The sequence below is a fragment of the Actinacidiphila sp. bgisy144 genome, assembly GCF_057708105.1.
This window is the reverse complement of record NZ_JBYIRM010000011.1, coordinates 113,158-138,746: the sequence shown is the minus strand read 5'-3', so window position 1 is coordinate 138,746 and position 25,589 is coordinate 113,158. Positions and strand designations below refer to the sequence as shown.

Here is a 25,589-nt window from a genome sequence, read left to right as displayed (position 1 = left end):
AAGAAATGTTGACAACCTCGCCTCACCCGTCGGCGTCGTCGCCAACTGGCCCTGTGGGCGTCCGGGTTCGGGCTGACGCGGGGTCGGCGTGGGGGTGGGGGCGGTAGGTGGTGTGGAGGGTGGCGGGGGTGGTGCCGGTGAGGGCGATCGGGCCGTCCTGGTCGGTGCGGAGGGTGAGGGCGCCGAGGGAGTGGAGGGTGGTGAGGGTGCGGGGGGCGGGGTGGCCGTAGGGGTTGTCGGCGCCGACGCTGATGAGGGCGAGGCGGGGGTGGGCGCGGGCGAGGAGGGCCGGGTCCTGGTAGGCGGAGCCGTGGTGGGCGACTTTGAGGACGTCGACGCGGGGCAGGTCGGGGTGGTCCGCGAGGACCTGGGCCTGGACGTCGGGTTCCAGGTCGCCCAGCAGGAGGAGGGTGAGGCCGGCGTCGCGGACCAGGAGGGCGATGCTGGTGTCGTTGGGCGCGCCGGACGGGAGCGGGCCTGAGCCAGGGGCCGGCCACAGGGTCTGCCAGGTGAGCGGGCCGAGGGCGCGCTGCTCGCCCGGGGCCACCCGGCGCAGCGGCACCCCGGCGGCCGCGGCCTGCCGGCGGACCTGGGCGGCCTGGCCGGGCGGGTCGTCCAGCGTGGTCGTCTCGATCGCGCCGACCCGGCGGCCGCGCAGCGCGCCCGGCAGCCCGTCGACGTGGTCGGCGTGGAAGTGGGTGAGGACGAGCAGCGGGATCGAGGTGACCCGCAGGTCGCGCAGGCAGCGGTCGGCCGCGGCCGGGTCGGGGCCGGTGTCCACGACGACCGCGCTGCCCGGGCCGGTGGCGAGCGCCAGCGCGTCGCCCTGGCCGACGTCGCACATCGCGAACCGCCAGTCGCGCGGCGGCCATGCGGCGATGACACGGGGCAGCGGCACCGGCCGCACCAGGGCGAGCAGCAGCGCGACCGCCAGACCCGCGCACAGCCACGGGCGGCGCAGCAGGCCGCGGCCGCAGACCGCCGCCGCGGCGGTGACCACCGCGAGCAGCGCCGCGCCCGCCCACCCGCCGGGCCAGGCGGCCTCCGCGCCCGGCAGCGCGGCGCCGTGCCGGGCCACGGCGGCGATCCACCGCGTGGGCCAGCCCGCCAGCCACGCCAGCCCGCGGGCCGGGAGCGGGGCGAACGGGGCCACGACCAGCGCCGCGAACCCCAGCACCGTGGCGGGACCGACCGCCGGCTCGGCCAGGAGGTTGCACGGCACCGCGACCAGGCTCAGCCGCGCCGACAGCACCACGATCAGCGGCCCGCACGCCGCCTGCGCGGCCGCCGCCGCGGCCAGGGCCTCCGCCGCACGAGGCGGCAGCCCGTGCCGGCGCAGGGCCGCGGCCCACTGCGGTGCCAGCGTCAGCAGCGAGCCGGTGGCCAGCACCGACAGCGCGAAACCGTAGGAGCGCGCCAGCTCCGGTTCCCAGAGCACCAGGAGCAGCACCGCCCCGGCCAGCGCGGGCAGCAGGGAGCGGCGCCGCCCGGTGCCGATCGCGAGCAGGGTGATCAGACCGCACGCCGCCGCCCGCAGCACGCTCGGGCCGGGCCGGCAGACCAGGACGAAGGCGGCGGTGAGCGCGGCGCCGGCCAGCGCGGTCCAGCGCAGCGGCAGCCCGAGCCGGGCGGCCACACCGCGCCGCTCGACGCGCGTGGCCAGTCCGGGCGGCCCGATCAGCAGGATCAGCACGACCGTGAGGTTCGCGCCGGACACCGACGTCAGGTGCGCCAGGTCCGTGGCCTTGAACGCTTCCGCCAGCTCCGGCGGGACCCCCGCGGTGTCCCCGACCACCAGACCGGGCAGCAGCCCTCGGGCGTCCGCGGGCAGCGGGGCGGCCGCGTTGCGCAGGCCCGCGCGCAGGTGGGCGGCCAGGCGCTGGGTGCGGGTCGGGGGCCCGGTGATCCGCGGGGCGCCCCTCACCCGCAGCAGGGCCGCGGTCCGCCCGCGCTCGTCCGGTGCGAACCGCGCGGTGGCGGCCAGCCGGGTCGACGGGACCAGGCGCAGCCAGGCCGACGGCGCGCCCGACGCCATCACGACGACCGGCGTCCGCAGCCGGGTCCGCCCGACCCGCTCCACCACCGCCGGCACGACCACCAACGGCTCCCCCACCCCGGCTTCCGGCGCGAAGGGGTCGCCGCTCACCCGCACCACGACCTCCGCGCCGCCCCGGTGCCGGGCGAGCGACGGCACCGGCCCCCGCGTCAACTCCGCGCCCTGCAACGCCGCGGCTGCCGCCGCGACCGCGCCGCACAGCACCGTCGCGAGCGCCGCCGACCCCAGGCTCACCCGCCCCCACCCGGCCGGTACTCCCCTGCTCCGTACGCCGACCAGCCCGGCGACCCCCACGGCCGCGGCGGCCACGGCCGTCAGCGCCACCAACCCCGCGACCACCACCGCCGCCCCCACCGTCGGCACCGCCGCCGCGGCGCCCCACGCCGCCAGCGCGGGCCCGACCAGCCGCAGGTCGGGCGGCCCCTCCTGCTTCGGATGTGCCGCGCCCAACCGCGAGGCCGCCGCGGCGTGCACCGCCGCCCGCTCCTCGCCCCGTGGCGGAGCTTCCGGCGCCTCCCCGGCGGGGCTCATGGCTCGACCAGCGGCTGGAGGGTGGCGAACTTGCGCGGCCCGATGCCCGGGATCTGCTGGAGCTGCTGCACCGAGGTGAACGCGCCGTGCTGGGCGCGGTAGGCGACGATGCGCTGGGCGGTGACGGGGCCGACACCGGGCAGCGCGTCGAGCTGCGGCTCGGTGGCGGTGTTGAGGTGGAGGGGCGCGCCCGGGGCCCCGCCTCCCCCGACGGCGCCGGTGCCACCCGCGGAACCGTCACCCGCGGAGGCACCACCCACCGACGGCGGCGGGGTGACCCCGACGAGGATCTGCTCACCGTCGGCGAGCGGCCGCGCGAGGTTCAGCGCGGTGGTGTCGGTGCCGGGCAGCGGCCCGCCCGCCGCCGTGAGCGCGTCGGCGACCCTCGCGCCCTTGGGGAGTCTGCGCAGGCCGGGCTTGGCCACCTTGCCCGCGATGTCCACGGTGAGCTTGGGCGGCGGTGAGGGCGGGACCGGTGCGGCGGGCGGGGAGGCTGCGGGCGGGGACGCCGGGGCGGCCTCGGGCGGCAGCGGCGCCGCGGGGACGCGGACGGTGCGGGGCCGCCCCGCCCAGTAGTGCTGGACGGCGAGCCCGGCCGCCACCGCGAGGACGACCGTGAGCGCCAGCACCGTCTTCAGCTCCAGCCCGCACCGCACGAACAGCCAGGTCCGCGCGCGGCCGAGCGGCCCGCTCCCGAAGACGGGCGCGCCCGCGACCGGCGGGCCGAGCGACGGCCCCTCGCGCGCCGCGCCGAACACCGCCGCGGTACGGTCCCGCGCCGCCTCGGCGGCATCCGATTCCTTACGGTCCCGCCGACCCGAACCGGGCCCGCCCGATGAGGTCCGCGAACCGGGGGAGGTCCGCGCGCCGGGGAACCCGAGCGGGCCGAGGGAACTGAGCGACTCCGACGAGTCCAAAATGTCCATGCCTCGATGCTGGCCCGCCCGCACCCCCCGGAACGGCCGCCCCCGAGATCTGTGGAGAACCCACCGCCTGTGGACAACTTCGCCACTCATGTGGGTGACCCCGCACCCACATCAGCGCCCCCGCCTCACCGCGGCGCGACCACCACCCCCAGCAGACCCGGTCCCGCGTGTGCCCCGATCACCGCGCCCACCTCGCTCACCACCAGCTCCCCCAGCCCCGGCACCCGCGACCGCAGCCGCTCCGCCAAAGCCGCGGCCCGTTCGCCCGCGGCGAGATGGTGCACCGCGAGGTCCACCCGCCCGCCGCCCTCCCCCCCGGCTCCTGTGCCGGCTGCCGCCCGCTCCACCACGATCTCCTCCAGCCGGGTCACCGCCTTCGACGCGGTGCGCACCTTCTCCAGGAGTTCGATCCGCCCGTCCGCGAGCCGCAGCAGCGGCTTCACCGCCAGCGCCGAGCCGAACAGCGCCTGCGCGGCACCGATCCGCCCGCCCCGCCGCAGGTAGTCGAGCGTGTCGACGTAGAAGAAGGCCGAGGTGGCGGCGGCGCGGCGCTCGGCGGCGGCCACGACGTCGTCCGGGCTGCCCCCGGCCTCCGCGGCCTCGGCGGCGGCGAGGACGGTGAAGCCCAGCGCCATCGCGACCATCCCGGTGTCGACGACCCGCACCGGAACGGGCGCCTCCTTCGCCGCGACGGTCGCGGCGTCGTACGTCCCGGAGAAGTCCGCGGACAGGTGGAGCGAGACGATCGCCTGCGCGCCGGACGCGGCGGCCGCCTCGTAGGCCGCGGTGAACTCCGCGGGGCTGGGGCGGGAGGTCGTCACCGGGCGGCGGCGCTGGAGGGCGCGGGCCACGGCGGGGGCGGAGATGTCGGTGCCCTCCTCGAACGCCTCGTCGTCGATCACCACGGTGAGGGGGACCAGGCTTATGGCGTGCCGGGTGAGGGCCTGCGGGCTCAGGTAGGCCGTGGAGTCCGTGACGATGGAGACGTGCGGGGGCATGTCGGGAGATTACCGGGGCCCCGCGCGGTGCGGCACGTCGGGACCTGCGGCTCAGCGCGGCTCAGCGCGGCTCAGCGCGGCTCAGCGCGGCTTGTCCCGCAGCTCCCCCGCGTTCTGCCCGCCGCCGCGGGCGATCGGCTCCCAGTGCCGCAGCGCCGTCGCCTCCATGTCGATCTCCCGCGTCAGCGACGCGAGGTCGTCGCCGTTCGCGTGGTGCACCCGGTCCTGGGCCGCCCAGCGCAGCGAGTCCGCGGAGTGGGTGATGTGCCGGGTCCGCTCGGTCAGTTCGGGCAGTTGCGCGGCGACCCTGGCCTTGTCCGGCTCGCGTTCGAGCAGCTTCAGCTCGGCGTCGAGGGTGCGGGCGTGGTCGTTGAGCCGGTCGAGCAGGGCAGCGGCCTCGGGCAGGGAGGCGTGCGCCATGGCCTCGAAGGTGCTGTCGATGGAGGAGCGCAGATCGAGGCGGAGCTGCGTGAGCGCCCCGATGTCGCCGGGCTGGGCGAACCGGCGGGCCCGCAGCTTCTGGTCCTCCACCAGCCGGCGCGCCCGGGAGGTGTGCCGCTCGACGCCCCGCTTCACCGCACGCGTCGTCCGCACGATCGCCACCGTCGCGAGCGTCGCGAAGATCAGGAAGAACAGCAGCAGGATGATGCCGACGGTCTCCACGGACAGCGCCTCCGATCGCGGGCCACGGCCCACCCGGGCCCGGTCCAACCGACCCGTTCGGGCCTGGTTCCACGGTAATGCCTGCGGACGGGCGAAGGGACCGGAGCGTCGGACGACCTGTCCCGGTCGTTTCCCCGAACCCGCTCCGGCCCCTCCCCTAGGGGCACCGCACCTCCGCGCCCCCGCGCTACGGCCGCACACCCCCGAGGGGGCCGGCCTCACACCACGATGTTGACCAGCTTCGGCGCCCGGACGATCACCTTGCGCACCGCCGCGCCGCCGACCGCCTCGACGACCGCCGGGGCGGCCAGCGCCAGCTTCTCCAGCTCGGCGTCGGTGATCGCCGGCGGCACCTCCAGCCGCGCCTTGACCTTGCCCTTGACCTGGACGACGCAGGTGACGGCCTCGTCCTGGACCAGCGCGGGGTCGGCGACCGGGAACGGCTCGTGGGCCAGCGACCCGCCGTGCCCCAGCTTGGCCCACAGCTCCTCGGCGAAGTGCGGGGCCAGCGGCGCGATCAGCAGCACCAGCGCCTCGGCCACCGAGCGCGGCACCCCGCCGGTGGCGCCCGAGGTGCGGGTCAGCGTGTTGTTCAGCTCGGTGATCTTGGCGATCGCCGTGTTGAACCGCAGGTTCGCCATGTCGGTGGAGACGCCGTCGATCGCCTTGTGCAGGGCGCGCAGCGTCGCCTCGTCGGGCTCGGCGTCCAGGACGGTGACCTCGCCGGTGGCCTCGTCCACCACGTTGCGCCACATCCGCTGGAGCAGGCGGTACTGCCCGACGACGGCGCGGGTGTCCCAGGGGCGGGAGACGTCCAGCGGGCCCATCGCCATCTCGTACAGCCGCAGGGTGTCGGCGCCGTACTCCGCGCAGATCTCGTCGGGCGTGACCGCGTTCTTCAGCGACTTGCCCATCTTGCCCAGCAGCCGGGAGACGGGTTCGCCGTGGTGGAAGTAGGCACCGTCCACCTCCTCGACCTCGGCCGCGGGCACCGCGATGCCGCGCGCGTCGCGGTAGACGAACGCCTGGATCATGCCCTGGTTGTACAGCTTGTGGAACGGCTCGAAGGACGAGATGTACCCCAGGTCGTACAGCACCTTGTGCCAGAACCGGGCGTACAGCAGGTGCAGCACCGCGTGTTCGGCGCCGCCGACGTACAGGTCCACGCCGCCGGCCGGCTGGCCCTCGCGCGGGCCCATCCAGTACGACTCGGCCTCGGCGGAGACCAGCCGCTCGGCGTTGTGCGGGTCCAGGTAGCGCAGTTCGTACCAGCACGAGCCCGCCCAGTTGGGCATGGTGTTGGTCTCGCGGCGGTAGGTGCTCGGGCCGTTGCCGTCGCCCAGGTCCAGTTCGACGGTGACCCACTCCTCGTTGCGGGCCAGCGGGGGCTCCGGGGAGGTGTCGGCGTCGTCGGGGTCGAAGGTGCGCGGGCTGTAGTCGTCGACCTCGGGCAGCTCCACGGGCAGCATCGAGTCGGGTACGGCGTGCGCGGTGCCCTCCTCATCGTAGACGATCGGGAACGGCTCGCCCCAGTACCGCTGGCGGCTGAACAGCCAGTCGCGCAGGCGGTAGTTGACGGTGCCCTCGCCGATGCCGTGCTCGGTCAGCCAGGCGGTGATGGCGGCCTTCGCGTCGACGACGCCCAGGCCGTCCAGGCTGATCGGGTCGGCGGCCCCGTCGCCGGTACGGGAGTTGACGATCTTCCCGTCGTACGACACGAAGGCGTCGTCCCAGGCGGCCGGGTCGGTGCCGCGGCCGTCACCGGGCTCGACGACGCAGCGCAGCGGCAGGTCGAAGGCGCGGGCGAACGCGAAGTCGCGGCTGTCGTGGGCGGGCACGGCCATGATCGCGCCGGTGCCGTAGCCCATCAGGACGTAGTCGGCGATGAAGACCGGGACGCGCTCGCCGCTGACCGGGTTGACCGCGTAGGCGCCGGTGAAGACGCCGGTCTTGTCCTTCGCCTCGGCCTGCCGCTCGACGTCGGACTTCGCGGCGGCCTGCTTGCGGTAGGCGGCGACGGCGTCGGCCGGGGTGGCGTGGCCGCCGGTCCAGGCGTCGCGGGTGCCGGCCGGCCAGGCGGCGGGCACGAGCGGCTCGACCAGCTCGTGCTCGGGCGCCAGCACCATGTAGGTGGCGCCGAACAGGGTGTCCGGGCGGGTGGTGAAGACGGTGATCGCGCGGTCGTCGCCCGCCGCGGTGCGCACGGCGAAGTCCACCCGGGCGCCCTCGCTGCGGCCGATCCAGTTGCGCTGCTGGAGCTTGATCGCCTCGGGCCAGTCCACCGCGTCCAGGTCGTCGGCCAGCCGGTCGGCGTAGGCGGTGATCCGCATCATCCACTGGCGCAGGTTCGCCTTGAAGACGGGGAAGTTGCCGCGCTCGGAGCGGCCGTCGGCGGTGACCTCCTCGTTGGACAGCACCGTGCCCAGGCCGGGGCACCAGTTGACCGGCGACTTCGCGGCGTAGGCCAGGCGGTAGCCGCTCAGCACGTCGGCGCGCTCGGGGCCGTTCAGCTCCGCCCAGGGGCGGCCGCCGGGCACCTGGCGGCTGCCGTCCTCGAACTGGGCGATCAGGGTGTCGATCGGGCGGGCCCGGTCGGCGTCGGGGTCGTACCAGGAGTTGTAGATCTGCAGGAAGATCCACTGGGTCCAGCGGTAGTACTCCGGGTCGATGGTGGCGAACGAGCGGCGGCGGTCGTGGCCCAGGCCCAGCCGGCGCAGCTGGGCGCGCATGTTGGCCATGTTGGCCTCGGTGCTGACCCGGGGGTGGGTGCCGGTCTGCACGGCGTACTGCTCGGCGGGCAGGCCGAACGCGTCGAAGCCCAGGGTGTGCAGGACGTTGTGGCCGGTCATCCGCTGGTGCCGGGCGAAGACGTCGGTGGCGATGTAGCCCAGCGGGTGGCCGACGTGCAGGCCCACCCCGGAGGGGTACGGGAACATGTCCATGATGAACTTCTTCGGCCGGGCGGCCAGCTCGGGCTGCCCGTCCAGCTCACCGCTGGGGTTGGGTGCGGCGAAGGTGCCGTGCTCGTCCCAGTGGTCCTGCCAGTGGCGCTCGATCCGCGCGGCCAGTTCGGCCGTGTAGCGGTACGGCGCAGCCGTCTCGGCGGCCGGGGTGGTGTCGCTCATCGTCCTCGGTACTCCATCGATGTCGTGACGGCTGCGCCGCCGTGAGCCGCTTCCTGGTGTTCCCGGGGTTCCCCGGGTTCCTGCCGTTCCTGGCAGGGGAAACAAAAAAACCCCTCGCGCAGGAGGGGTGCCGCACTGACGTGGTGCTCGGTCAGCGCGGCGGGCTAAGCAGGAGGCTCACGGCTCGCATGCGGTCAGGATACCGCAGCGCGTCCCGGGCCCGCACGGGGGCGGGCCCGTAGCCGGGGTTGCCGGTACGGGCCCGCCGTCAGCGTCGAAGCCGTCGCGTCAGTGCTTCTTGCCGCCGCCCTGCTTGGCGGGCTTGGCGGGCTTGAACGACTGGACGTAGCCCTTGGCCGGGCTGCCGACGCCGGTGACGTCGTCGTAGCCGACCGTGGCGTGCAGCGAGCTGTCCACGCCGAAGGTGCGCAGGCTGGTGACCAGGCCGTCCGAGGCGTCCACGCCGTTGGCGTAGTCGACGCGGACGTTGGCGATGCCCTGGTTCTGGCCGAGCGGGTGGTCGGTCACGTCGTGGTAGGCGGAGGTGCCGTACCGGTCGTAGATCAGCGGGTTGGCGAAGCCGATCGGCACGCCGCCGCGGGCCTGCTCGGCGAGCGCCTGGACGCCGGCGATGACCGGGGAGGCGAGCGAGGTGCCGCCGAGGCGGTACTCGCTGTACTTCACGGTGCCGTCGGGGAAGGCCTGGGTCTGGCCGATCAGGAAGCCGGTGTTCGGGTCGGCGACGGCCGAGATGTCCGGCTGGACCCGCATCTTCGTGGTGCCGCCGTTGGCCAGCGCGAGCGAGTCGGGGACGACGCCGCGCTGGTAGAAGGGCTGCTGCACCAGCTTGCTGGTGCCGCCGCCGGCGCCCGAGGTGAAGGGCCCGGGGAAGCCGTCCCAGCTCTTGCCGTCGGAGGACAGCGGGGCGCGCTCGGTGCCCCAGCCGGTCTCCCACAGGTACGTGTCGTTCTTGCCGACCGCCAGCGAGGTGCCGCCCACGGAGGTGGCCCAGGCGGAGTCCGACGGCGTGCTGACGTCCTTGGCACCGTCGATGGTGTCGTCGCCGTCGTCACCGGAGGAGAAGTAGAAGCCGATGCCCTCGACCACGCCCTGCTCGAAGGTCTGGTCGTAGGCGGCCTGCACGTCCGGCGTCGAGTTGGCCTCGACGTCGCCCCACGAGTTGCTGACGATGGTGGCGAGCCGGCCGTCGACGATGGTGTTCAGCGAGTCGAGCAGGTCGTCGTCGTAGCAGGACTTGGCGCCCACGTAGACGATGTTCGCGTCCGGGGCGAGTGCGTGCACGGACTCGACGTCGAGGGTCTCCTCGCCGTACCAGCCGTTGCCGCCGCAGTCCTCGACGTTGGTGTAGGCGTCGGCGGCCGGGGTGACCTGGGTCAGCTGGCCCTTGCGGTACTTCTGGCCGCCGGTGTCCTTCGCCAGCGTGGCGCTGTCGCCGACGATGGTCGGCGAGGCGTACGCGTCGGTGATCGCGACGGTGACGCCCTTGCCGGTGTACTTGCCGGCGCCGTAGGCGGCGCGCAGCTGGTCACCGGTGTAGCCCTTGATCGTGTACGGGGCCTTGCCGCCGTACGCGGAGGGAAGCTTGGTGTTGGTGTTCGACCCGTAGTAGGTCGAGAACGGGCCGGCGTTGACGAACGCGTCGGCGGGGCCGGGCAGCGTGTCGTCGTGGCTGGCCTTCTTGGGGGCGTTGTCCAGGCCGGTGACGGTCAGGACGGCGCCCTTGAGGGAGGCGGGCGCGGACGCCGTGCTGGTGGGGGCCCGGTAGGTGTGGCCGGACTTGGTGTAGTTGTGCAGCTGGGTGCCGAACGCCTTCTCGGCGGCCTTCACGTCACCGGTGACGGTCAGGTAGTGCGCGTTGGACCCGGTCACCTTCAGGCCGGCGGAGGTCAGCCAGTCGGTGATCGCGTCGGTCTGGGCCGTGGTGGCGCCGAACCGGGCCTTGACCTGAGCGGGCGTCAGGTAGTGCGCGTAGTCCGCGGAGTTCGGGTCCGAGACGGACTGGGCGTAGGCTTCGAGGCCCTTGGCGTCCTTGCCGGCCAGGTAGACCCGTACGGTCACCTTGCCGCTGTCGGACGTGGCGCCCTTGTCCGCACCCGCGGTGGCCCACTGCGGCTTGGTGCCGCTCAGGAGCTGCCGTCCGGCGGGTTGTGCGGCCGTGGCGCTCTGGGCACCAAGTGCGAGGGCACCGGCGACCAGCGGCAGCGCCGCCGCCACCGCGAGTGCCGCGCGCGTTCTCTTGCGCTCAAATCTCATGGAACCCCCATACGCAGCGAATGGTTGTCGCATCAAGGCGGCTCGCCGCTATGCGTGCGCGGCTCACCGCAGAGCGACACTCTTTCGCTGATCAGTTCATGCCAGGGATATGGTTTCCCCAAGAGAACGTAAAGGAACGGTAGTTCTCCGCTCTCCGGTCCGTGCACGTCCGGTGGACGCCCCGCGTCGACATGCTGCTCACCGCGCCCCCGCCCGAAACGCCCTCCCTGCGGCGGCGCCTGACGAGGGCTCACGCCCCGCCCGCGTCCTGCGCGCCGCGGGGACACGAAAAACGCCGCACACCCGGTGGTGTGCGGCGTTCGCGGTCGTGTGGAGCTACGGGGAATTGAACCCCGGACCTCTTGCATGCCATGCAAGCGCTCTACCAACTGAGCTACAGCCCCGCGGCGGCCGGTGTCCCGGCGGCCTGTGGCCACTTTACACGGCCGCACCGGCGGGAAGCACATCCATTGTCCCGGGCGCCAGGGGGCGCGAGGGCCCGGGAGCGGGACGGCTGCGGGACGGCCGCGGTGTTCACGAAGTCTCAATAAAAGGTGCGGGTTTTGCGGGCTACGGTGGGTCGGGCCGTGTGGACAAGAGGCTGGAGGCCACCGTGACCACCGCGTTCGACCCGATCGACCTGGCCGGGATACGCCTGCGCAACCGGATCGCCATGGCGCCGATGACCCGCAGCAGGGCGTACGGGCCGGGGCTGAGCCCCACGGCGTCGACCGCCGCCTACTACGCGCAGCGGGCGTCGGCCGGGCTGATCGTGACCGAGGGCATCCAGCCGTCGCCCGGCGGGCAGGGCTACCCGGACACCCCCGGGTTGCACAGCGCCGAGCAGGTCGCCGCCTGGCGCAAGGTGACCGGGGCGGTGCACGCCGCGGGCGGCCGGATCTTCGCCCAGCTGATGCACACCGGACGGATCGGGCACCCCTCCCTGCTGCCGGACGGCCTCTACCCGGTGGGTCCGTCCGCGGTCCCCGCGCAGGGCTCGGTGTACACCGCGAACGGGCCGAAGCCGTTCGTGGTGCCGCACGAGCTGAACGAGGACGACATCTGGCAGACCGTCGAGGACCACGCCGCCGCCGCCCGCAACGCCATGGCCGCCGGCTTCGACGGGGTGGAGGTGCACGGCGCCAACGGCTACCTGGTGCACCAGTTCCTCGCCCCCAACTCCAACATCCGGGTGGACCACTGGGGCGGCGACGACCGCCGCCGCACCCGGTTCGCGGTGGAGGTGGTCCGGGCGGTGGCCGCCGCGATCGGCCCCGAGCGGACCGGGCTGCGGATCTCCCCCGGCAAGGCGCTGGGCGACATCGACGAGCCGGACCCGGCCCCCACCTACCGGGCGCTGCTGCGCGACCTGGAACCGGTCGGCCCGGCCTACCTGCACCTGGTGGAGAGCCCGGACCGGGAGCTGACCCGGGAGCTGCGCGACCGGTTCGGCGGGGTGTTCGTCCTCAACCCCCGCGTCGAGGGCGGCCACGCCGGACCCGAGCAGCTGTCCCTGGTCGAGGACGGCACCGCGGACGTGCTCTCCTACGGTGCCCTCTTCCTCGCCAACCCCGACCTGCCGCTGCGGCTGCGGCGCGGCGGACCGTACAACTCCCCCGAGCGCGCCACGTACTACGGCGGCGACGACCGCGGCTACACCGACTACCCGGCGCTGCCCGCCGACGAACCCCGGACCGACGCCACCACCACGCCCAGCACCGCCACCGCGATCAGCGCCACCGAGGTGACCGCGTAGGCGTGCGCGGAGTGGTGCGCGCCCACGCCCGAGCCGAGCCGGTTGAGGTAGACGGTGCCCAGGGTCGCCACCCCGGCGAGCTGGCCGAGCTGCGTCACCGTGGCGAGCAGTCCGCTCGCGTCGGCGGCGTCCTGCGGCGCGACCTGGGCCAGTGCGAGCGCGAACGTCGGGCTGAACGACAGGCCCAATCCGGCGCCGAGCAGCACCAGACCGGCGTAGAAGGCCGCACCGCCGCCGCCTCCGCCGCGCAGCGCCAGCCCGACCACGGCCAGCGCGAGAGCGGCCAGCCCCATCCCGGCCGGGGCCAGCCGGCCCCACCACCTGCTCGGCAGCCGGCGCCAGTAAAGGCTGGTGCCGCCGAAGACCACCGCGGTGATCGCGAAGGTCAGCCCGGTGCGCAGCGCGCTGTACCCGAGCCCCGTCTGAAGGTGCAGCGCCACCGCGAAGAGGAAGCCGGCGTTCACCGCCATGGCCAGCATCAGCAGCGCCACCGAGCGGATCATGCCCGGCGCGCGCAGCACCCGCCCGGACACCAGCGGCGCGCCACCGCGCCGGGTCAGCCGGCGCTCGACCACCGCGAACACCGCGAACACCAGCACGCTCAGCCCGAGGCAGACGAAGCCCCACAGCGGCCAGCCCTCCTCCTGCCCGAGCACCAGCGGCACCGTCAGGAGCGTGACCGCCGCGCCCAGCGCCACCAGGCCCGGCAGGTCCAGGCCGCGGCGCCGCTCCGGAGCGGTGCGCGGGTCCTTCGGCAGCACCCGCGGGGCGAGCGCCAGCAGCACCACGCCGATCGGCACGTTCACCAGGAACACCGGCCGCCAACCGGTCCCGAACAGGTCGGCGCTGACCAGCACACCGCCCAGCGACTGGCCGAGCGCCGCGCCGGAGGCGATCACCGCCGAGTACGCGCTCATCGCGCGGGTGCGGGCGTCCCCGCGGAAGTTCAGCTGGAGCAGGCTCAGCACCTGCGGGATCATCAGCGCCGACCCGGCGCCCTGCACGAACCGGAAGCCGATCAGCTCCCCCGTGGTCCCGGCGAGCCCGCAGGCCAGTGAGGCGGCGGTGAACACCGACAGGCCGGTGAGGAACATCCGCCGGTGCCCGAGCAGGTCGCCCAGCCGGGCGCCGGTGATCAGCAGCACCGCGTACGCGATGGTGTAGCCGGCGACCACCATCTGCAAGGCCGCGCCGGAGGCGTGCAGGTCGGCGCGGATGGTGGGGGCTGCGACGTTGACGATGAAGACGTCGAGCAGCGCCATGAACAGGCCGCCGAGGATGGTCCCCAGCAGCAGCCCGGACCGCGGCCCCGGGCGGCCCGGCCCGGTGGCGACGGCACGGGCGGCGGGGTCGGTAGCGGTGACGGGGGCGGGGGCGGTGGACGGGGTGGCGGGGGCGGTGGACGCGGCCCCGGACAGCGTGTCGTTGCTCATGCCGTCGAGCCTCGCGCCGCGCCGGTACCAGTAACGAGAGCCCAGTGGTCCTGGTACTGACAGCACCTGGCAGCGGCGCGGCGCGCCGTCCAGGATGGAAGCATGGCGCAGCCGTCCCCACCGCAGTCGTCCCCACCGCAGTCGTATCCACCGCAGCCGTATCCAGCCCGGCCGGTCCGCAACGCGGCCGCCGACGCCAAGCCCCGGCGCCGGAACGAACTCGCGGCGTTCCTGCGCAGCCGCCGGGCCCGGATCGGACCTGCGGACGTCGGCATGCCGCCGGGCATCCGGCGCCGCACCCCGGGGCTGCGCCGCGAGGAGGTCGCGCAGCTCGCCGGCGTCGGGGTCACCTGGTACACGTGGCTGGAGCAGGGGCGCCCGATCAACGCCAGCGTGCAGGTGCTCGACGCGGTGGCCCGGGTGCTCCAGCTCGACGTGACCGAGCGGGACCACCTCTACGGGCTGGCCGGCGTCCCCTTCGTCCGCGCGCCGGTCTCCGACGCCGAGGTGGTCGGCGAGGAACTGCTCGGCGTGCTCGGCGCCCTCGACCCGCTGCCGGCCGCGGTCCTCAACGACCGCTACGACGTGCAGGCCACCAACGCCACCTACCGCGTGCTGTGGCCGATGACCTCGCTCGTCGCGCGCCGGGAGCGCAACCTGCTGTACAAGCTCTTCACGATCCCCGAGTGCTGCTCGTCCTTCAAGAACAGCGCCGAGGAACTGCCGTGGATGGTGGCGCAGTTGCGGCACAGCTACGGCCGGCACATCGGCGAGCCCGCGTGGGAGGAGTTCGTGGCGCTGCTGATCCGGAAGAGCCCGGCCTTCGCGCAGCTGTGGGCGAGCGGCGACGTGGCCTCGCCCGGCCGGCGGGTGAAGGTCTTCCGGCACGCGGAGGCCGGCACCGTCCACATGACCTCCACCTCGCTGAGCATCGACGGCATGGCCGAGCACCGGGTGGTGGTCTACACCCCGGTCGCGGCGGAGGACCGGCAGCGGATCGAGCGGCTGCGGGCGATGGAGGACCCGCTGGTCGGCTGCGCCCGGCACGGCCGCCGCCTGTCGGACCTGCGCGCGCAGTACGAGGGCGAGCCGGCCGGCTGAGGGCGCGGGCTCCTACGGCGGGAGGCCGCGGGCTCGTACGACGAAGAGGGCGAGTCCGGTCCGCGGCGTACGCGGAAGGAACTCGCCCTCTTCAAGCGTGGAGCTACGGGGAATTGAACCCCGGACCTCTTGCATGCCATGCAAGCGCTCTACCAACTGAGCTACAGCCCCGCACCGCCGGTTGTCCCGGCGACGAGAAGAAGCATAGCCGGTGGACGGGCCGGAAACGAAATCGGCGCTGCGGCCCGCCCGCGGGCCCACGACCTCGGACTACGTGTCGTCGCCGAGGACCGGCTCCGGCAGGGTGCCGGCATTGTGCTCGGTCAGCCGCCAGCCGCGGGCGCCCTCGCCCAGCACCGACCAGCAGCAGTTGGACAGGCCGCCCAGCGACTCCCAGGTGTCCGGCGCCAGGCCGAGCAGGCGGCCGATGGTGGTGCGGATCGCGCCGCCGTGGCTGACCACGACGAGCACGCCGCCGTCGGCGAGCTTGTCGGCGGCGGCCAGCACCACCGGCGCGGCGCGGTCGGCGACCTCGGTCTCCAGCTCGCCGCCGCCGCGGCGGACCGGCTCGCCGCGCTTCCACGCGGTGTACTGCTCGCCGTAGCGGGCCAGGATCTCGCTGTGGGTGAGCCCCTGCCAGGCGCCGGCGTAGGTCTCCCGCAGGCCCTCGTACGGGGTGACCGGCAGCCCGGTGAGGGCGGCCAGCTCGGCCGCGGTGGCCCGGGCCCGGCTCAGGTCGGAGGAGATGATCGCGTCCGGGGCGAGCGCGGCGAGCAGCCGGGCGGCCCGGCGGGCCTGGGCGACGCCGGTCTCGGTGAGCGGCACGTCGGTGCTGCCCTGGAAGCGCTGCTCGACGTTCCACGACGTCTGGCCGTGGCGCCACAGCACGATCCGGCGGCGCCGGTCGGCGCCGGGCGCCTGGACGTCGCCGCTGCCGTCCCGGTGGTCGGTGCCGGTCACCGCGCGCTCACGCGTCCTCGTGGGCGGCCGCCTCGGTGGCGGCGGCGTGGGCCGCGGCCTTGCCGCGGGTGGCCACCGCGTCCGCGGGCAGCTCGATCTCGGGGCAGTCCTTCCACAGCCGCTCCAGCGCGTAGAAGACCCGCTCCTCGGAGTGCTGCACATGCACCACGATGTCCACGTAGTCCAGCAGCACCCAGCGGCCGTCCCGCTCGCCCTCGCGCCGCACCGGCTTGGTGTCCAGCTCCTTGAGGAGGTGCTCCTCGATGGCGTCGACGATCGCCTTGACCTGCCGGTCGTTGGGCGCCGAGGCGACCAGGAAGGCATCGGTGATGGAGAGCACATCGCTGACGTCGTAGGCGATGATGTCGTGCGCGAGCTTGTCGGCGGCGGCCTGGGCGGCGGCGCGGGTCAGCTCGATGGAACGGTCAGTGGCGGTCACGGATGCGGCTTTCCGGTCGGGGTCCTGTCGACTCCAGGGTCTCACGACCCTCCGACAGACCCCGACCGTGTTTCCGGGCGGCGCCGCTGACCTGCGGCGCCGCCCGGCGAGGCGGCCTCAGCCGTCGTCGCTGGTCGGCTTGTAATCCGCGCCGAGGACCACCGTGATGTCGGCGTTCGAGGCGACCGTGCCCTTCTTGACCGCGCTGGTCGGCAGGCCCAGGGTGGCCGCCACGTCCTTGGCCGCGGCCTCCCGCGACGCGTCGGCGTACAGCACCTGGGACGTCGCCTGCACCGTGCCGGACTTGCCGCCGGACACATAGGTGTAGGTGCCGCCGTTGACGATCGCCGCCTGTGCCATGGCTGCGGACTTCGACTTGCCGCTGGCGTCCTTGACCGACACCCGCGCCGGGCCGGAGGAGCCGGTGGACTGCTTCACGCTGCCGCCGAGCACGTTCTTGACCACGCTCTGGGTGGCCGCCTCGCTGAGCGTGCCGTCCTTCTGCACCGGCAGCATCGAGGTGCTGTACTGGCCGGTCTTGGCGAGGTCGGCGAGCTGCGCGAGGGAGGCGCCGAGCTGCTTGTCGGTGAGCGAGGGGTCCAGGATCTGGGCGAGCGCCTGCACGGTCCTGGTCGCGTCGGCCGCGTCGCTGGGCATCTTCATCAGCACCGCCTGCATGACCTGGCCGAACCGGTTGAGCTGGGCCGTCTGCGACTCGCCGGGCGCCTTGTAGGTGGCGTAGGCGACCGCGGCGTCCCCGCTCAGCTCCTGCTGCTCGCCCTTGGCCACCAGCACCTTGTCCTTGTCCTTGCCGGTGCCCTTCACCTCGGCGTCGGTGTCGACGTAGATGTCGCCGAGCGAGTCGACCAGCAGCTCCAGATACGGCGAGTCCAGCCGCCAGCTGCCCTTGATGTCGGTGCCGAGCAGGGTGTTGAGGGAGTCCCGGGTGGGCCCGACGCCGTCGGACACGGACTTGTCGAGGGTGGTCACCGAGCCGTCGTCGCCGGTGAGTTGCACGGAGTTCGGGATCAGCACGGTGGTGCCGTGCTTCTTCGTGGTGTTGTCCACCAGCAGCGCGGTGGAGCTGGCGCCGCCGTCGACCGGCAGCATGTGCACCACGATCACGTCGCGCCGGTCGGAGCCGCTGCTCACGGCAGCCGCGGTGCTGCTCTTCTTCAACCCGGGGATCTTCCCGGCCTTCCACAGGTACCCGCCGCCGCCGAGCAGGGCGAGCACGAGTATCGCCACCAGGCCGAACCGGCGTTTGCGCCCGCGCCGCTTGGCCTCCTCGCGGCGCTCGGTGCGCGACTCGGAGAACTTCAGCCAGTCGATGACCTCTTCGGACTCCTCGGAGTCCTCGTCGACGAAGGCGAACTGCTCGGTGCGGTAGTCCGGGTCGCCCGGCTGCCGCGCCTCCTGGGCGGCCGGCTGCTCCTCGAAGACGGGCTGCTGCCCCGTGTCGTGGACCGGCTGCTGCTGCCCGGTGTCGTAGGCGGGCATCCGGCCCGTCTCGTACGCGGGCATCTGACCGGTCTCGTAGGCGGGCATCTGCCCGGTGCCGTAGCCGGGTTGCCCGCCGGCGCCGTAGTCCTGCGCCGGGTAGGCGGGCATCTGCCCGGTGCCGTAGTCCTGGCCGCCCTGGGCCGGGCCCTGGCCGTAGCCGGGCTGGTAGTTCTGCGGCGGATGGACCTGGTGCGTGCCGGTGTCGTACTGCTCCTGGTACGGCGGCGGGGCCTGCTGCGGGACGTAGCCCTGCTGCTGGCCGCCGTACGTCGCGGACGGGTCCTGGTACGGCGGCTGGGCGAGCGGGCGCCCGTACGCGTCGTAGCCGTAGGGCTGCTGCTGGTAGTAGGGGTCCTGCGCGTAAGGGTCTGTCTCGTTGTCTGGACCGCCCTCGGCATAGTGCCTGCGGGGGTTTGCGTCGTTCACGAGGAACCCCTTCACGTTTGCTGTGCGCTACCCGGTCTCGTGCCGGTAGAGCGCGCGCTTGTCGATGTAGCGCACCACACCGTCCGGAACCAAGTACCAGACCGGCTCCCCCTTGGCCACCCGCTGGCGGCAGTCGGTCGACGAGATCGCCAGCGCCGGGACCTCCACCAGCGACACGCCGCCCTCGGGGAGCCCCGGGTCCGACAGCGTATGCCCTGGACGTGTGACGCCGATGAAATGCGCCAGTCCGAACAGCTCCTCGGCATGCCGCCAGGACAGGATCTGCGAGAGCGCGTCGGCCCCCGTGATGAAGAACAGCTCCGCCTCGGGGTGCTCGGAGCGCAGGTCCCGCAGGGTGTCGATGGTGTAGGTCCGGCCGCCGCGGTCGATGTCGCTGCGGCTGACCGAGAACTCCGGGTTGGAGGCGGTGGCGATCACCGTCATCAGGTAGCGGTCCTCGGCGGCGGACACCTTGCGGTGCTCCTTCTGCCAGGGCTGGCCGGTGGGCACGAAGACGACCTCGTCGAGGTGGAAGAGGCTGACCACCTCGCTCGCGGCCACCAGGTGCCCGTGGTGGATGGGGTCGAAGGTCCCGCCCATCACACCGATGCGCTTCTTGTCCGACATACGGCCGACTAGTCCCGGTTGAAGCGGGTGACGACCCACAGCAGGAGCAGCAGCGCGATCAGCGCACCGAAACCGGTCAGGTACGGGCTGAGGCTCGGGTGGTTGCCGCCCTCGGCGAGAGTGGTCAGGGCGGTGGCTGGTGCGGTCGACATTCGGCTGACCCTCTGCGTTCTCGGAGACGGGTGGGAAGGCTCTCGGCACATGGTACGGGCGGCGCCCGGGGAACTTCGCGGTGGCTCCACGCGTCCAGCACTGTGTAACCGGTTGGCGAGCAGGGGGTTGGCCCAGGTGTCCGAATCGTCCCAGTCGAAGAAACCGAAGAAGGACGGGTCCGGTGGCAAGGGCCCGGGCGGCAAGGCGGCGGGGGCGGGCGGCAGCGGCGAGAAGCTGCCCAGTCGCACCCGGCGCCGCTTCCCCGACATCTCCTCGCGGGCGTACGAGCACCCGGCCGACAAGTCGGCGCTGGTGGCGCTGCGCAAGCTCACCGGTTTCGACACCGTCTTCAAGGGCCTGAGCGGGCTGCTGCCCGAGCGCAGCCTGCGCCTGCTCTTCCTGTCCGACTCCGTCCGGGTCAGCGACGAGCAGTTCGCGCACCTCAACGCGATGCTGCGGGACGCCTGTTACATCCTGGACCTGGAGAAGGTGCCGTCCTTCTACGTCACGCAGGACCCGCAGCCGAACGCGATGTGCATCGGCATGGACGAGCCGATCATCGTGGTGACGACCGGCCTGGTCGAGCTGCTGGACGAGGAGGAGATGCGCGCGGTCATCGGCCACGAGGTCGGGCACGCGCTGTCCGGGCACTCCGTCTACCGGACGATACTGCTCTTCCTGACCAACCTCGCCCTGCGGGTGGCGTGGATACCGCTGGGCAACCTCGCGGTGCTGGCCATCGTCACCGCGCTGCGCGAGTGGTTCCGCAAGTCCGAACTGTCCGCGGACCGGGCCGGGTTGCTGGTCGGCCAGGACCTCCAGGCGTCGATGCGCGGCCTGATGAAGCTGGCCGGCGGCAACCACCTGCACGAGATGAACGTGGACGCCTTCCTCAAGCAGGCCGACGAGTACGAAGCCGCGGGCGACCTGCGCGACTCGGTGCTGAAGATCCTCAACGTGCTCCCGCGCAGCCACCCCTTCGCCACCGTGCGGGCCGGCGAGCTGCGCAAGTGGGCGGCCAGCCGGGACTACCAGCGGCTGATGGACGGCCACTACCCGCGGCGCACCGAGGACAAGGACACCTCGGTCTACGACACGTTCAAGGAGTCGGCGAACCACTACTCCGAACGGGCGAAGCAGAGCAAGGACCCGCTGGTCGGTCTGATCCGCGACCTGGGCAACGGCGCCGGGGACATCGGCGGCAAGCTGCGGGACAAGTTCACCGGGAAGGGCGGGGCGGACCCGGCGGGCCCGGAGCCCGAGGGGGCGTAGACCCGCAGGTCCGCGGGCACCGCGGCGGTCGTGCCGGCGGTGCCGGCGGCCGTGGCTCCCGCGGCCGCGCCAGGGGTCGTGCCCGTCGGCGTGCCCGTGCCCGAGGTCGCGCCCGGGGCCGTACCCGTCGGGCTCGGGGTCGCGCTGTCGTCCATCGCCGTGCAGACCGAGCCGGCCGGGTGGTCGGGGTGGTAGGGGTCGACGCCCTGGAGCCGGCCGCCGCTCTGCCCGGCCAGTATCGGCCGGAAATAGCTGCCCACGGCGTCCGTGCAGGCCAGCGGCCCGGCCTCCACGTCGGCGTCGACCACCTCGATGTGATGCTCCCGCAGGTCGGCGTGGTCGGCGTGGAAGACCAGCCGGCGCCGGACGGTGAAGAGCGACACCCCGGTGTCCGGGGCGCCGCGCAGGGCGTAGAAGAAGGTGTAGTCGGAGACGATCTCCAGCTCGCTGCCCGCGGCGGCGGTGTGCACCTTGCCGTTGTTCACCCGGATCGCGGTGGCGTCGCTGCCGGCCAGGGAGATGTCCGCGCTCGGGTCGAAGCGCACCAGCCAGCCCGTGGCGGCGTGGCTGCCGTCGTCGCTGGGCTGGGTGAGGGTGTCGTCGAACTGGTCGCGCTGGCCGGCGCTGAGCAGCTCCCGCACCGGCTCGACATCGCCGGAGAGCACCGTGTCGTGGTCGAGCGAGGTGACGGTCAGGTACTTCTTCGCGGTGTCCAGCGCCTGCTGGACCTCGCTCTGGGCGTAGCCGCCGATCCGCCGGGCCGCGTCGGTCGGCACCCTGATGCCGTGGCCGTACGCCTGCGCGGCGCTGCCCGCGAAGGGCGCGGTGGGCGAGACGGCGGGCACGGTGCCCCCCGGTACCAGCGGTATCACGTTGACCCGGATCTGCTCGCTGACCGCGGGGGTGTGGGCGCGGTAAGGGTGGCGCACGCCCATGTAGACGGCGAGCCCGAACGCCACCACGATCAGGACCGCGACCGCCAGGGCCTGCCGGGCCAGGCCGCGGGGCACCGCGCGGCGGACGTGCACGGCGTGCGCGGCGTCGTCGAGCCGTTCGCGCGCGGAGTACTCCTGGATGCGGGCAGCCCGCACGAACGACTCGTCGAACACGACGGATCGGTACTCGCTGTCGTCGTCGCCCCCGGGGGGCACACCGTCCGGTGCGCCCTCGGGAGGGTCCTCGCGCCCACCCATATCACAAGGTTAAATCCGCATGGACCGGAAGCGGCGCCCTCGTGGCGGTCAACTTGACGCGGGGTCAGGGTTGCGGCGCGAAGTGGACGGCCGGGGTCGCCGAGGAGCCGATCGGCGGGGCGGGCGGGGGCGGGGTGGTGGTGCGTCCGCTGCCCGCGCCGCGGTAGACCGCGGCGAAGGTCAGGGCGACCACGCCGACGCCCAGCACCACCGCGAGGGCCCACGCGACCGGCCGGTGCCAGCGGCTGCCGATGGTGCGGTACGGGTGGCCCTGCGCGTACAGCTCGTCCGACTCCAGCACGGAGTCGTCGTCCGCCGGCTCGGGCAGCACGGCGCCCCGGCTTCCGTACCGCCCGGGGCGACCGGGTGGCAGCGCGGGGCCTTCGGCGACGGCAAGCGCCCGTTCCCTGGCCGTGGGCTCGTGGAACAGGGCGGACCGTACGAATTCTTCGTCGAGGACTACGGAGGCGAACTCGTCATCGTCCGGCATCTGTTCAGCGTAATCCGGAAGGGGCCCTTTTGGGCAGGGCTTTCCCGGCCCTTGGTGCGGCGGCTGTGCGCCAGTGGCGGGTCCGTGGTATCCGCCCGCCCCGAGCGCGCGGGGCGGGGGGGACGGGCGGCGCGGGCGGTGCCGGAGGTACGGGTGCGGCGGCGGCCGGCGGGCGCGCCGTCAGCGGATGTGGCCGTCGCCGGTGACGATGTACTTGGTGGAGGTCAGCTCCGGCAGGCCCATCGGGCCGCGCGCGTGCAGCTTCTGGGTGGAGATGCCGATCTCGGCGCCGAAGCCGAACTGGCCGCCGTCGGTGAACCGGGTGGAGGCGTTCACCATCACCGCCGCGGCGTCCACCAGCTGGGTGAAGCGGCGCGCGGCCGCCTGCGAGGTGGTCACGATCGCCTCGGTGTGGCCGGAGGACCACAGCCGGATGTGCGCGACGGCCGCGTCCAGGGAGTCGACCACGCCCGCGGCGATGTCGTACGACAGGTACTCCGTCTCCCAGTCCTCCGCGGTGGCCGGGACCACGGTGGCCTTGCTGTCGTGCGCCCGCGCGGCCGCGACCACGCCCGGGTCGCCGTGCACGGTGACGCCCGCCTCGGCGAGCGCGGCCAGCGCGCGGGGCAGGAAGCGGTCGGCGATGTCGCGGTGCACGAGCAGGGTCTCGGCGGCGTTGCAGACGCTGGGGCGCTGCGCCTTGGAGTTGACCAGGATCTGCACGGCGGTGTCGAGGTCGGCCTCGGCGTCCACGTAGACATGGCAGTTGCCGGTGCCGGTCTCGATCACGGGCACGGTGGAGCCCTCGACGACGGCGCGGATCAGGGCGGCGCCGCCGCGCGGGATCAGTACGTCGACCTGGCCGCGGGCGCGCATCAGCTCCGTGACGGAGTCGCGGCTCTCGCCGGGCACCAGCTGGACCGCGTCCGCGGGCAGCCCGGCGCCGCCGACCGCGTCGCGCACCACCGTGACCAGCGCGGTGTTCGAGGCGTACGCGGAGGAGGAGCCGCGCAGCAGCACCGCGTTGCCGGACTTCAGGCAGAGCGCGGCGGCGTCCACGGTGACGTTCGGGCGGGCCTCGTAGATGATGCCGACGACGCCGAGCGGGACACGGACCTGGCGCAGGTCCAGGCCGTTGGGGAGGGTCGAGCCGCGCAGCACCTCGCCGACCGGGTCCGGCAGGGACGCCACGTGCCGGACGTCCGCGGCGATCGCCGCGACGCGCTCGCGGGTCAGGGTGAGCCGGTCGATGATCGCCTCGCTGGTGCCGGCCTCGCGCGCCCGGACGACGTCCTCGGCGTTGGCGGCGACGATCTCCTGGGTGCGGACGATCAGTGCGTCCGCGATGGCCAGCAGCGCGTCGTCCTTCGCCGCGCGGGTCTGCGGGGCCAGGTCCGCGGCGGCGGCGCGGGCGCGGTAGGCGGCGAGCAGCACCGGGGACGTGGGGAGCGGCGAGGGCAATTCCATGCGGTTCAGGGTAGCGCGACCCGCCCGGGTGCCCCCGTCCTGTCGGCTGAGGGACCACCTCCCGGTGGGGGGCCCTCCGGGCTGCCTCGTCCTGTGGGTGCCGGGAGCTTGCGGTCCGGCGTGGCTGGTCGCGCAGTTCCCCGCGCCCCTTCGGCTACTCGCCGATGCGGTTGGGGATCAATTCCGGCTTCGGGGCCGGTGGGTTGTTGCGCGCGCAGTTCCCCGCGCCCCTGCGGGGCGCGAGCTTCTTCCGCGTGGGAGGGCCGAGCAGACTCAGGGGCGCGGGGAACGGCGCGAGAAGCTCACCAGCGGGGGGTGGGCCTGGAACAGGCAGGGCGGGGCAGCCCGGGGGGACAGGGGCGCCCGGGTGTCAGTAGGGGTGGACGCCTACGGGGACGGCGGGGGGTGGGCCGTAGCCCTCGGCGAGGCGCTGGTGGTAGGTGGTGCGGTCGATGACCTCGAGGCCGACCGTCTCCCAGGGCGGGAGCTTCGCCGTGGAGCGGTGCTCACCCCACAGCCGCAGAGCCAGCGCAGCGGCATCGTGGAGGTCGCGGGCCTCTTCCCAGTAGCGGATCTCCGCGTGGTCGGTCGCGTAGCGGCTGGTGAGCAGGAACGGATGGTCGTGCGCGAGCTGCTCCAGCCCGCGGCGGACCTCGCCGAGCGGGGTGCGGGGCCCGGCCACGCTCAGCGTGACGTGCCAGAGCCGGGCGGACGGCTCCTCCTCGGGCCCGGCGGCAGCCGCGTCGGGCCCGCTGCTCACGCTGACGAGCGCGCGCCCCGACGCCCCCTTGGACGATTGCCCTGGGCGCCCTCGTTTCACCGCGGCCTCCCTGTGGGTGACGTTCCGAGCTCGTCCGCGCGCTCCCGCGGACGGCTCCTCCGCTTCACAGTTGACCAGGCTCGGCGGCCGGGCGGGGCCGTTTCCCGGAGATTGGCCGAGGTGGGGCCGGTGACGGTGACCTGGACCACTCCGGAGCGGGCGGGATCGGGCCAGAGCGGGCGCAGGTCGGCGCGAAACGGACGGCGGGAGGGGGTTACCGGCGCAGCAGGACGAGGTCGTCGCGGTGGACGACCTCGCGTTCGTACGCCGGGCCGAGCTCCCTGGCCAGGTCGCGGGTGGAGCGGCCCAGCAGCCGGGGCAGTTCGCGGGCGTCGAAGTTCACCAGCCCGCGGGCGACCGCGTGCCCGGCCTCGTCGAGCAGGTCCACCGGGTCGCCCGCGGTGAAGTCGCCCTCGACACCGGTGAGTCCGGCCGGCAGCAGCGAGCTGTGCCGTTCGGTGACCGCGCGCACCGCGCCCGCGTCCAGCCGCAGCGAGCCGCGCGGGGTGGAGGCGTGCGCGAGCCACAGCAGCCGGTCGGCGGAGCGCTTGCCGGTGCGGTGGAAGTAGGTGCCGGTCGGCCGGCCGGCGAGCGCGTCGGCGGCGTGCACGGTGGAGGTGAGCACCACCGGCACCCCGGCGCCGGTGGCGATGCCGGCCGCCTCGACCTTGGTGACCATGCCGCCGGTGCCGACGCCGGCCCGGCCCGCGCTGCCGATGGAGATGCCGTCGAGGTCGGCGGGGCCGGTGACCTCGCCGACCAGGCTGGTGCCGGGGGTGCGCGGGTCGCCGTCGTAGAGGCCGTCGACGTCGGAGAGCAGCACCAGCAGGTCGGCGCGGACCAGGTGGGCGACGAGGGCGGCGAGCCGGTCGTTGTCGCCGAAGCGGATCTCGTCGGTGGCCACCGTGTCGTTCTCGTTGACGATCGGCAGGGCGCCCATGGCGAGCAGCTGGTCGAGGGTGCGGTAGGCGTTGCGGTAGTGGGTGCGGCGGCTGACGTCGTCGGAGGTGAGCAGCACCTGGCCGACGCGGACGCCGTAGCGGGCGAAGGAGGCGGTGTAGCGGGCGACCAGCAGGCCCTGGCCGACGCTGGCGGCGGCCTGCTGGCGGGCCAGGTCGCGGGGGCGCCGGTCCAGGCCGAGCGGGGCGAGCCCGGCGGCGATGGCGCCGGAGGAGACGAGCACCACCTCGCGGTCCTCGCGGGTCTTGGCCAGGACGTCGACGAGGGCGTCCACCCGGTCCGCGTCCAGCCCGCCGGCGGCCGTGGTCAGCGACGAGGAGCCGACCTTCACCACGACCCTGCGGGCCTCCACCACGTCCTGCCGTGCCGCCGCTGCCACCTGCGTCGTCCCTCTGTCCGCTGTTCCGCCCGCCGTG

19 protein-coding genes, 2 tRNA genes and 1 pseudogene are annotated in these 25,589 nt (G+C 73.9%); 3 read left to right on the top strand and 19 right to left on the bottom strand.

Annotation, left to right across the window (positions count from 1 at the left end):
* Nucleotides 1–22: 22 nt before the first annotated feature.
* The 7 genes from AC3EVP_RS15420 to AC3EVP_RS15390 form a co-directional block, all read right to left on the bottom strand.
* The gene (locus AC3EVP_RS15420) at nucleotides 23–2,587 is read right to left on the bottom strand and encodes a ComEC/Rec2 family competence protein (RefSeq protein WP_435130440.1); all 2,565 of its coding nucleotides are present in this window, start codon (nucleotides 2,585–2,587) and stop codon (nucleotides 23–25) included.
* Nucleotides 2,584–3,513, bottom strand: a complete 930-nt coding sequence (locus AC3EVP_RS15415) for a ComEA family DNA-binding protein (RefSeq protein ID WP_435130438.1) — start codon at nucleotides 3,511–3,513, stop codon at nucleotides 2,584–2,586. Before AC3EVP_RS15415 ends, AC3EVP_RS15420 begins: the two co-directional genes overlap by 4 nt.
* A gap of 125 nt (nucleotides 3,514–3,638) precedes the next feature.
* Complete coding sequence (locus tag AC3EVP_RS15410) at nucleotides 3,639–4,511, bottom strand: DegV family protein (protein ID WP_435130436.1); 873 nt, start codon at nucleotides 4,509–4,511, stop codon at nucleotides 3,639–3,641.
* An 81-nt stretch (nucleotides 4,512–4,592) separates the two neighbouring features.
* Entirely contained in the window at nucleotides 4,593–5,174 is a 582-nt protein-coding gene (locus AC3EVP_RS15405; RefSeq protein WP_435130434.1) for a hypothetical protein, read from the bottom strand.
* A 218-nt stretch (nucleotides 5,175–5,392) separates the two neighbouring features.
* Complete coding sequence (gene leuS, locus AC3EVP_RS15400) at nucleotides 5,393–8,299, bottom strand: leucine--tRNA ligase (RefSeq protein ID WP_435130432.1); 2,907 nt, start codon at nucleotides 8,297–8,299, stop codon at nucleotides 5,393–5,395.
* A gap of 288 nt (nucleotides 8,300–8,587) precedes the next feature.
* The gene (locus AC3EVP_RS15395) at nucleotides 8,588–10,573 is read right to left on the bottom strand and encodes a S53 family peptidase (RefSeq protein ID WP_435130430.1); all 1,986 of its coding nucleotides are present in this window, start codon (nucleotides 10,571–10,573) and stop codon (nucleotides 8,588–8,590) included.
* Between the two features lie 331 nt (nucleotides 10,574–10,904).
* Nucleotides 10,905–10,977 (bottom strand) — tRNA-Ala (locus tag AC3EVP_RS15390).
* Nucleotides 10,978–11,162: 185 nt separating this feature from the next.
* Between AC3EVP_RS15390 and AC3EVP_RS15385 the strand changes: the two genes are divergently transcribed.
* Nucleotides 11,163–12,329, top strand: coding sequence for an alkene reductase (locus AC3EVP_RS15385; RefSeq protein ID WP_435130428.1), 1,167 nt, complete (start codon nucleotides 11,163–11,165; stop codon nucleotides 12,327–12,329).
* On the opposite strand, the gene AC3EVP_RS15380 is transcribed toward AC3EVP_RS15385, so the two are convergent.
* Nucleotides 12,236–13,762, bottom strand: coding sequence for an MFS transporter (locus AC3EVP_RS15380; RefSeq protein WP_435130426.1), 1,527 nt, complete (start codon nucleotides 13,760–13,762; stop codon nucleotides 12,236–12,238). The two genes, AC3EVP_RS15385 and AC3EVP_RS15380, sit on opposite strands and share 94 nt — an antisense overlap.
* 102 nt (nucleotides 13,763–13,864) lie before the next feature.
* On the opposite strand from AC3EVP_RS15380, the gene AC3EVP_RS15375 reads away from it, so the two are divergent.
* Entirely contained in the window at nucleotides 13,865–14,863 is a 999-nt protein-coding gene (locus AC3EVP_RS15375; RefSeq protein ID WP_435130424.1) for a helix-turn-helix transcriptional regulator, read from the top strand.
* Between the two features lie 98 nt (nucleotides 14,864–14,961).
* Here AC3EVP_RS15375 and AC3EVP_RS15370 read toward each other — a convergent pair.
* The 6 genes from AC3EVP_RS15370 to AC3EVP_RS15345 form a co-directional block, all read right to left on the bottom strand.
* Nucleotides 14,962–15,034: transfer RNA gene (locus tag AC3EVP_RS15370), tRNA-Ala, on the bottom strand.
* 99 nt (nucleotides 15,035–15,133) lie between these two features.
* Nucleotides 15,134–15,823 (bottom strand): histidine phosphatase family protein, encoded by a 690-nt coding sequence (locus AC3EVP_RS15365; protein WP_435130422.1) that lies wholly within the window; start codon nucleotides 15,821–15,823, stop codon nucleotides 15,134–15,136.
* Nucleotides 15,824–15,830: 7 nt separating this feature from the next.
* Nucleotides 15,831–16,262, bottom strand: a complete 432-nt coding sequence (rsfS, locus tag AC3EVP_RS15360) for a ribosome silencing factor (RefSeq protein WP_335982087.1) — start codon at nucleotides 16,260–16,262, stop codon at nucleotides 15,831–15,833.
* 117 nt (nucleotides 16,263–16,379) lie between these two features.
* Nucleotides 16,380–18,191 (bottom strand): LCP family protein, encoded by a 1,812-nt coding sequence (locus AC3EVP_RS15355; protein WP_435130420.1) that lies wholly within the window; start codon nucleotides 18,189–18,191, stop codon nucleotides 16,380–16,382.
* Nucleotides 18,192–18,218: 27 nt separating this feature from the next.
* Nucleotides 18,219–18,818 (bottom strand): nicotinate-nucleotide adenylyltransferase, encoded by a 600-nt coding sequence (gene nadD, locus AC3EVP_RS15350; RefSeq protein WP_435130418.1) that lies wholly within the window; start codon nucleotides 18,816–18,818, stop codon nucleotides 18,219–18,221.
* Nucleotides 18,819–18,826: 8 nt separating this feature from the next.
* Entirely contained in the window at nucleotides 18,827–18,970 is a 144-nt protein-coding gene (locus tag AC3EVP_RS15345) for a hypothetical protein (RefSeq protein ID WP_335982092.1), read from the bottom strand.
* Between the two features lie 235 nt (nucleotides 18,971–19,205).
* Between AC3EVP_RS15345 and AC3EVP_RS15340 the strand changes: the two genes are divergently transcribed.
* Nucleotides 19,206–20,243: a M48 family metallopeptidase gene (locus tag AC3EVP_RS15340; RefSeq protein ID WP_435130540.1), complete on the top strand. Its 1,038-nt coding sequence runs from the start codon at nucleotides 19,206–19,208 to the stop codon at nucleotides 20,241–20,243.
* A gap of 146 nt (nucleotides 20,244–20,389) precedes the next feature.
* Here AC3EVP_RS15340 and AC3EVP_RS15335 read toward each other — a convergent pair.
* From AC3EVP_RS15335 to proB, 5 genes and pseudogenes are all read right to left on the bottom strand, one after another.
* Nucleotides 20,390–21,436 (bottom strand): annotated as a pseudogene (locus AC3EVP_RS15335) (SCO2583 family membrane protein); the annotation flags it as partial.
* A gap of 64 nt (nucleotides 21,437–21,500) precedes the next feature.
* The gene (locus tag AC3EVP_RS15330) at nucleotides 21,501–21,926 is read right to left on the bottom strand and encodes an SCO2583/SCO2584 N-terminal domain-containing protein (protein WP_335982093.1); all 426 of its coding nucleotides are present in this window, start codon (nucleotides 21,924–21,926) and stop codon (nucleotides 21,501–21,503) included.
* Between the two features lie 180 nt (nucleotides 21,927–22,106).
* Nucleotides 22,107–23,393 carry a glutamate-5-semialdehyde dehydrogenase gene (locus AC3EVP_RS15325; protein ID WP_335982094.1) on the bottom strand — a complete coding sequence of 429 codons (1,287 nt, stop codon included), beginning with the start codon at nucleotides 23,391–23,393 and terminating at the stop codon, nucleotides 22,107–22,109.
* A gap of 370 nt (nucleotides 23,394–23,763) precedes the next feature.
* Complete coding sequence (locus tag AC3EVP_RS15320; protein ID WP_335982096.1) at nucleotides 23,764–24,213, bottom strand: hypothetical protein; 450 nt, start codon at nucleotides 24,211–24,213, stop codon at nucleotides 23,764–23,766.
* A gap of 214 nt (nucleotides 24,214–24,427) precedes the next feature.
* Complete coding sequence (gene proB / locus AC3EVP_RS15315) at nucleotides 24,428–25,507, bottom strand: glutamate 5-kinase (protein WP_435130538.1); 1,080 nt, start codon at nucleotides 25,505–25,507, stop codon at nucleotides 24,428–24,430.
* Nucleotides 25,508–25,589 lie beyond the last annotated feature (82 nt).

Excerpts from the sequence above, each read along its gene's own strand:
- AC3EVP_RS15420 (WP_435130440.1), bottom strand. The coding sequence starts at position 2,587 with ATGAGCCCCGCCGGGGAGGCGCCGGAAGCTCCGCCACGGGGCGAGGAG.
- AC3EVP_RS15415 (WP_435130438.1), bottom strand. The coding sequence starts at position 3,513 with ATGGACATTTTGGACTCGTCGGAGTCGCTCAGTTCCCTCGGCCCGCTC.
- AC3EVP_RS15410 (WP_435130436.1), bottom strand. The coding sequence starts at position 4,511 with ATGCCCCCGCACGTCTCCATCGTCACGGACTCCACGGCCTACCTGAGC.
- leuS (WP_435130432.1), bottom strand. The coding sequence starts at position 8,299 with ATGAGCGACACCACCCCGGCCGCCGAGACGGCTGCGCCGTACCGCTAC.
- AC3EVP_RS15395 (WP_435130430.1), bottom strand. The coding sequence starts at position 10,573 with ATGAGATTTGAGCGCAAGAGAACGCGCGCGGCACTCGCGGTGGCGGCG.
- AC3EVP_RS15380 (WP_435130426.1), bottom strand. The coding sequence starts at position 13,762 with ATGAGCAACGACACGCTGTCCGGGGCCGCGTCCACCGCCCCCGCCACC.
- AC3EVP_RS15375 (WP_435130424.1), top strand. The coding sequence starts at position 13,865 with ATGGCGCAGCCGTCCCCACCGCAGTCGTCCCCACCGCAGTCGTATCCA.
- nadD (WP_435130418.1), bottom strand. The coding sequence starts at position 18,818 with ATGTCGGACAAGAAGCGCATCGGTGTGATGGGCGGGACCTTCGACCCC.
- AC3EVP_RS15345 (WP_335982092.1), bottom strand. The coding sequence starts at position 18,970 with ATGTCGACCGCACCAGCCACCGCCCTGACCACTCTCGCCGAGGGCGGC.
- AC3EVP_RS15330 (WP_335982093.1), bottom strand. The coding sequence starts at position 21,926 with ATGCCGGACGATGACGAGTTCGCCTCCGTAGTCCTCGACGAAGAATTC.
- AC3EVP_RS15325 (WP_335982094.1), bottom strand. The coding sequence starts at position 23,393 with ATGGAATTGCCCTCGCCGCTCCCCACGTCCCCGGTGCTGCTCGCCGCC.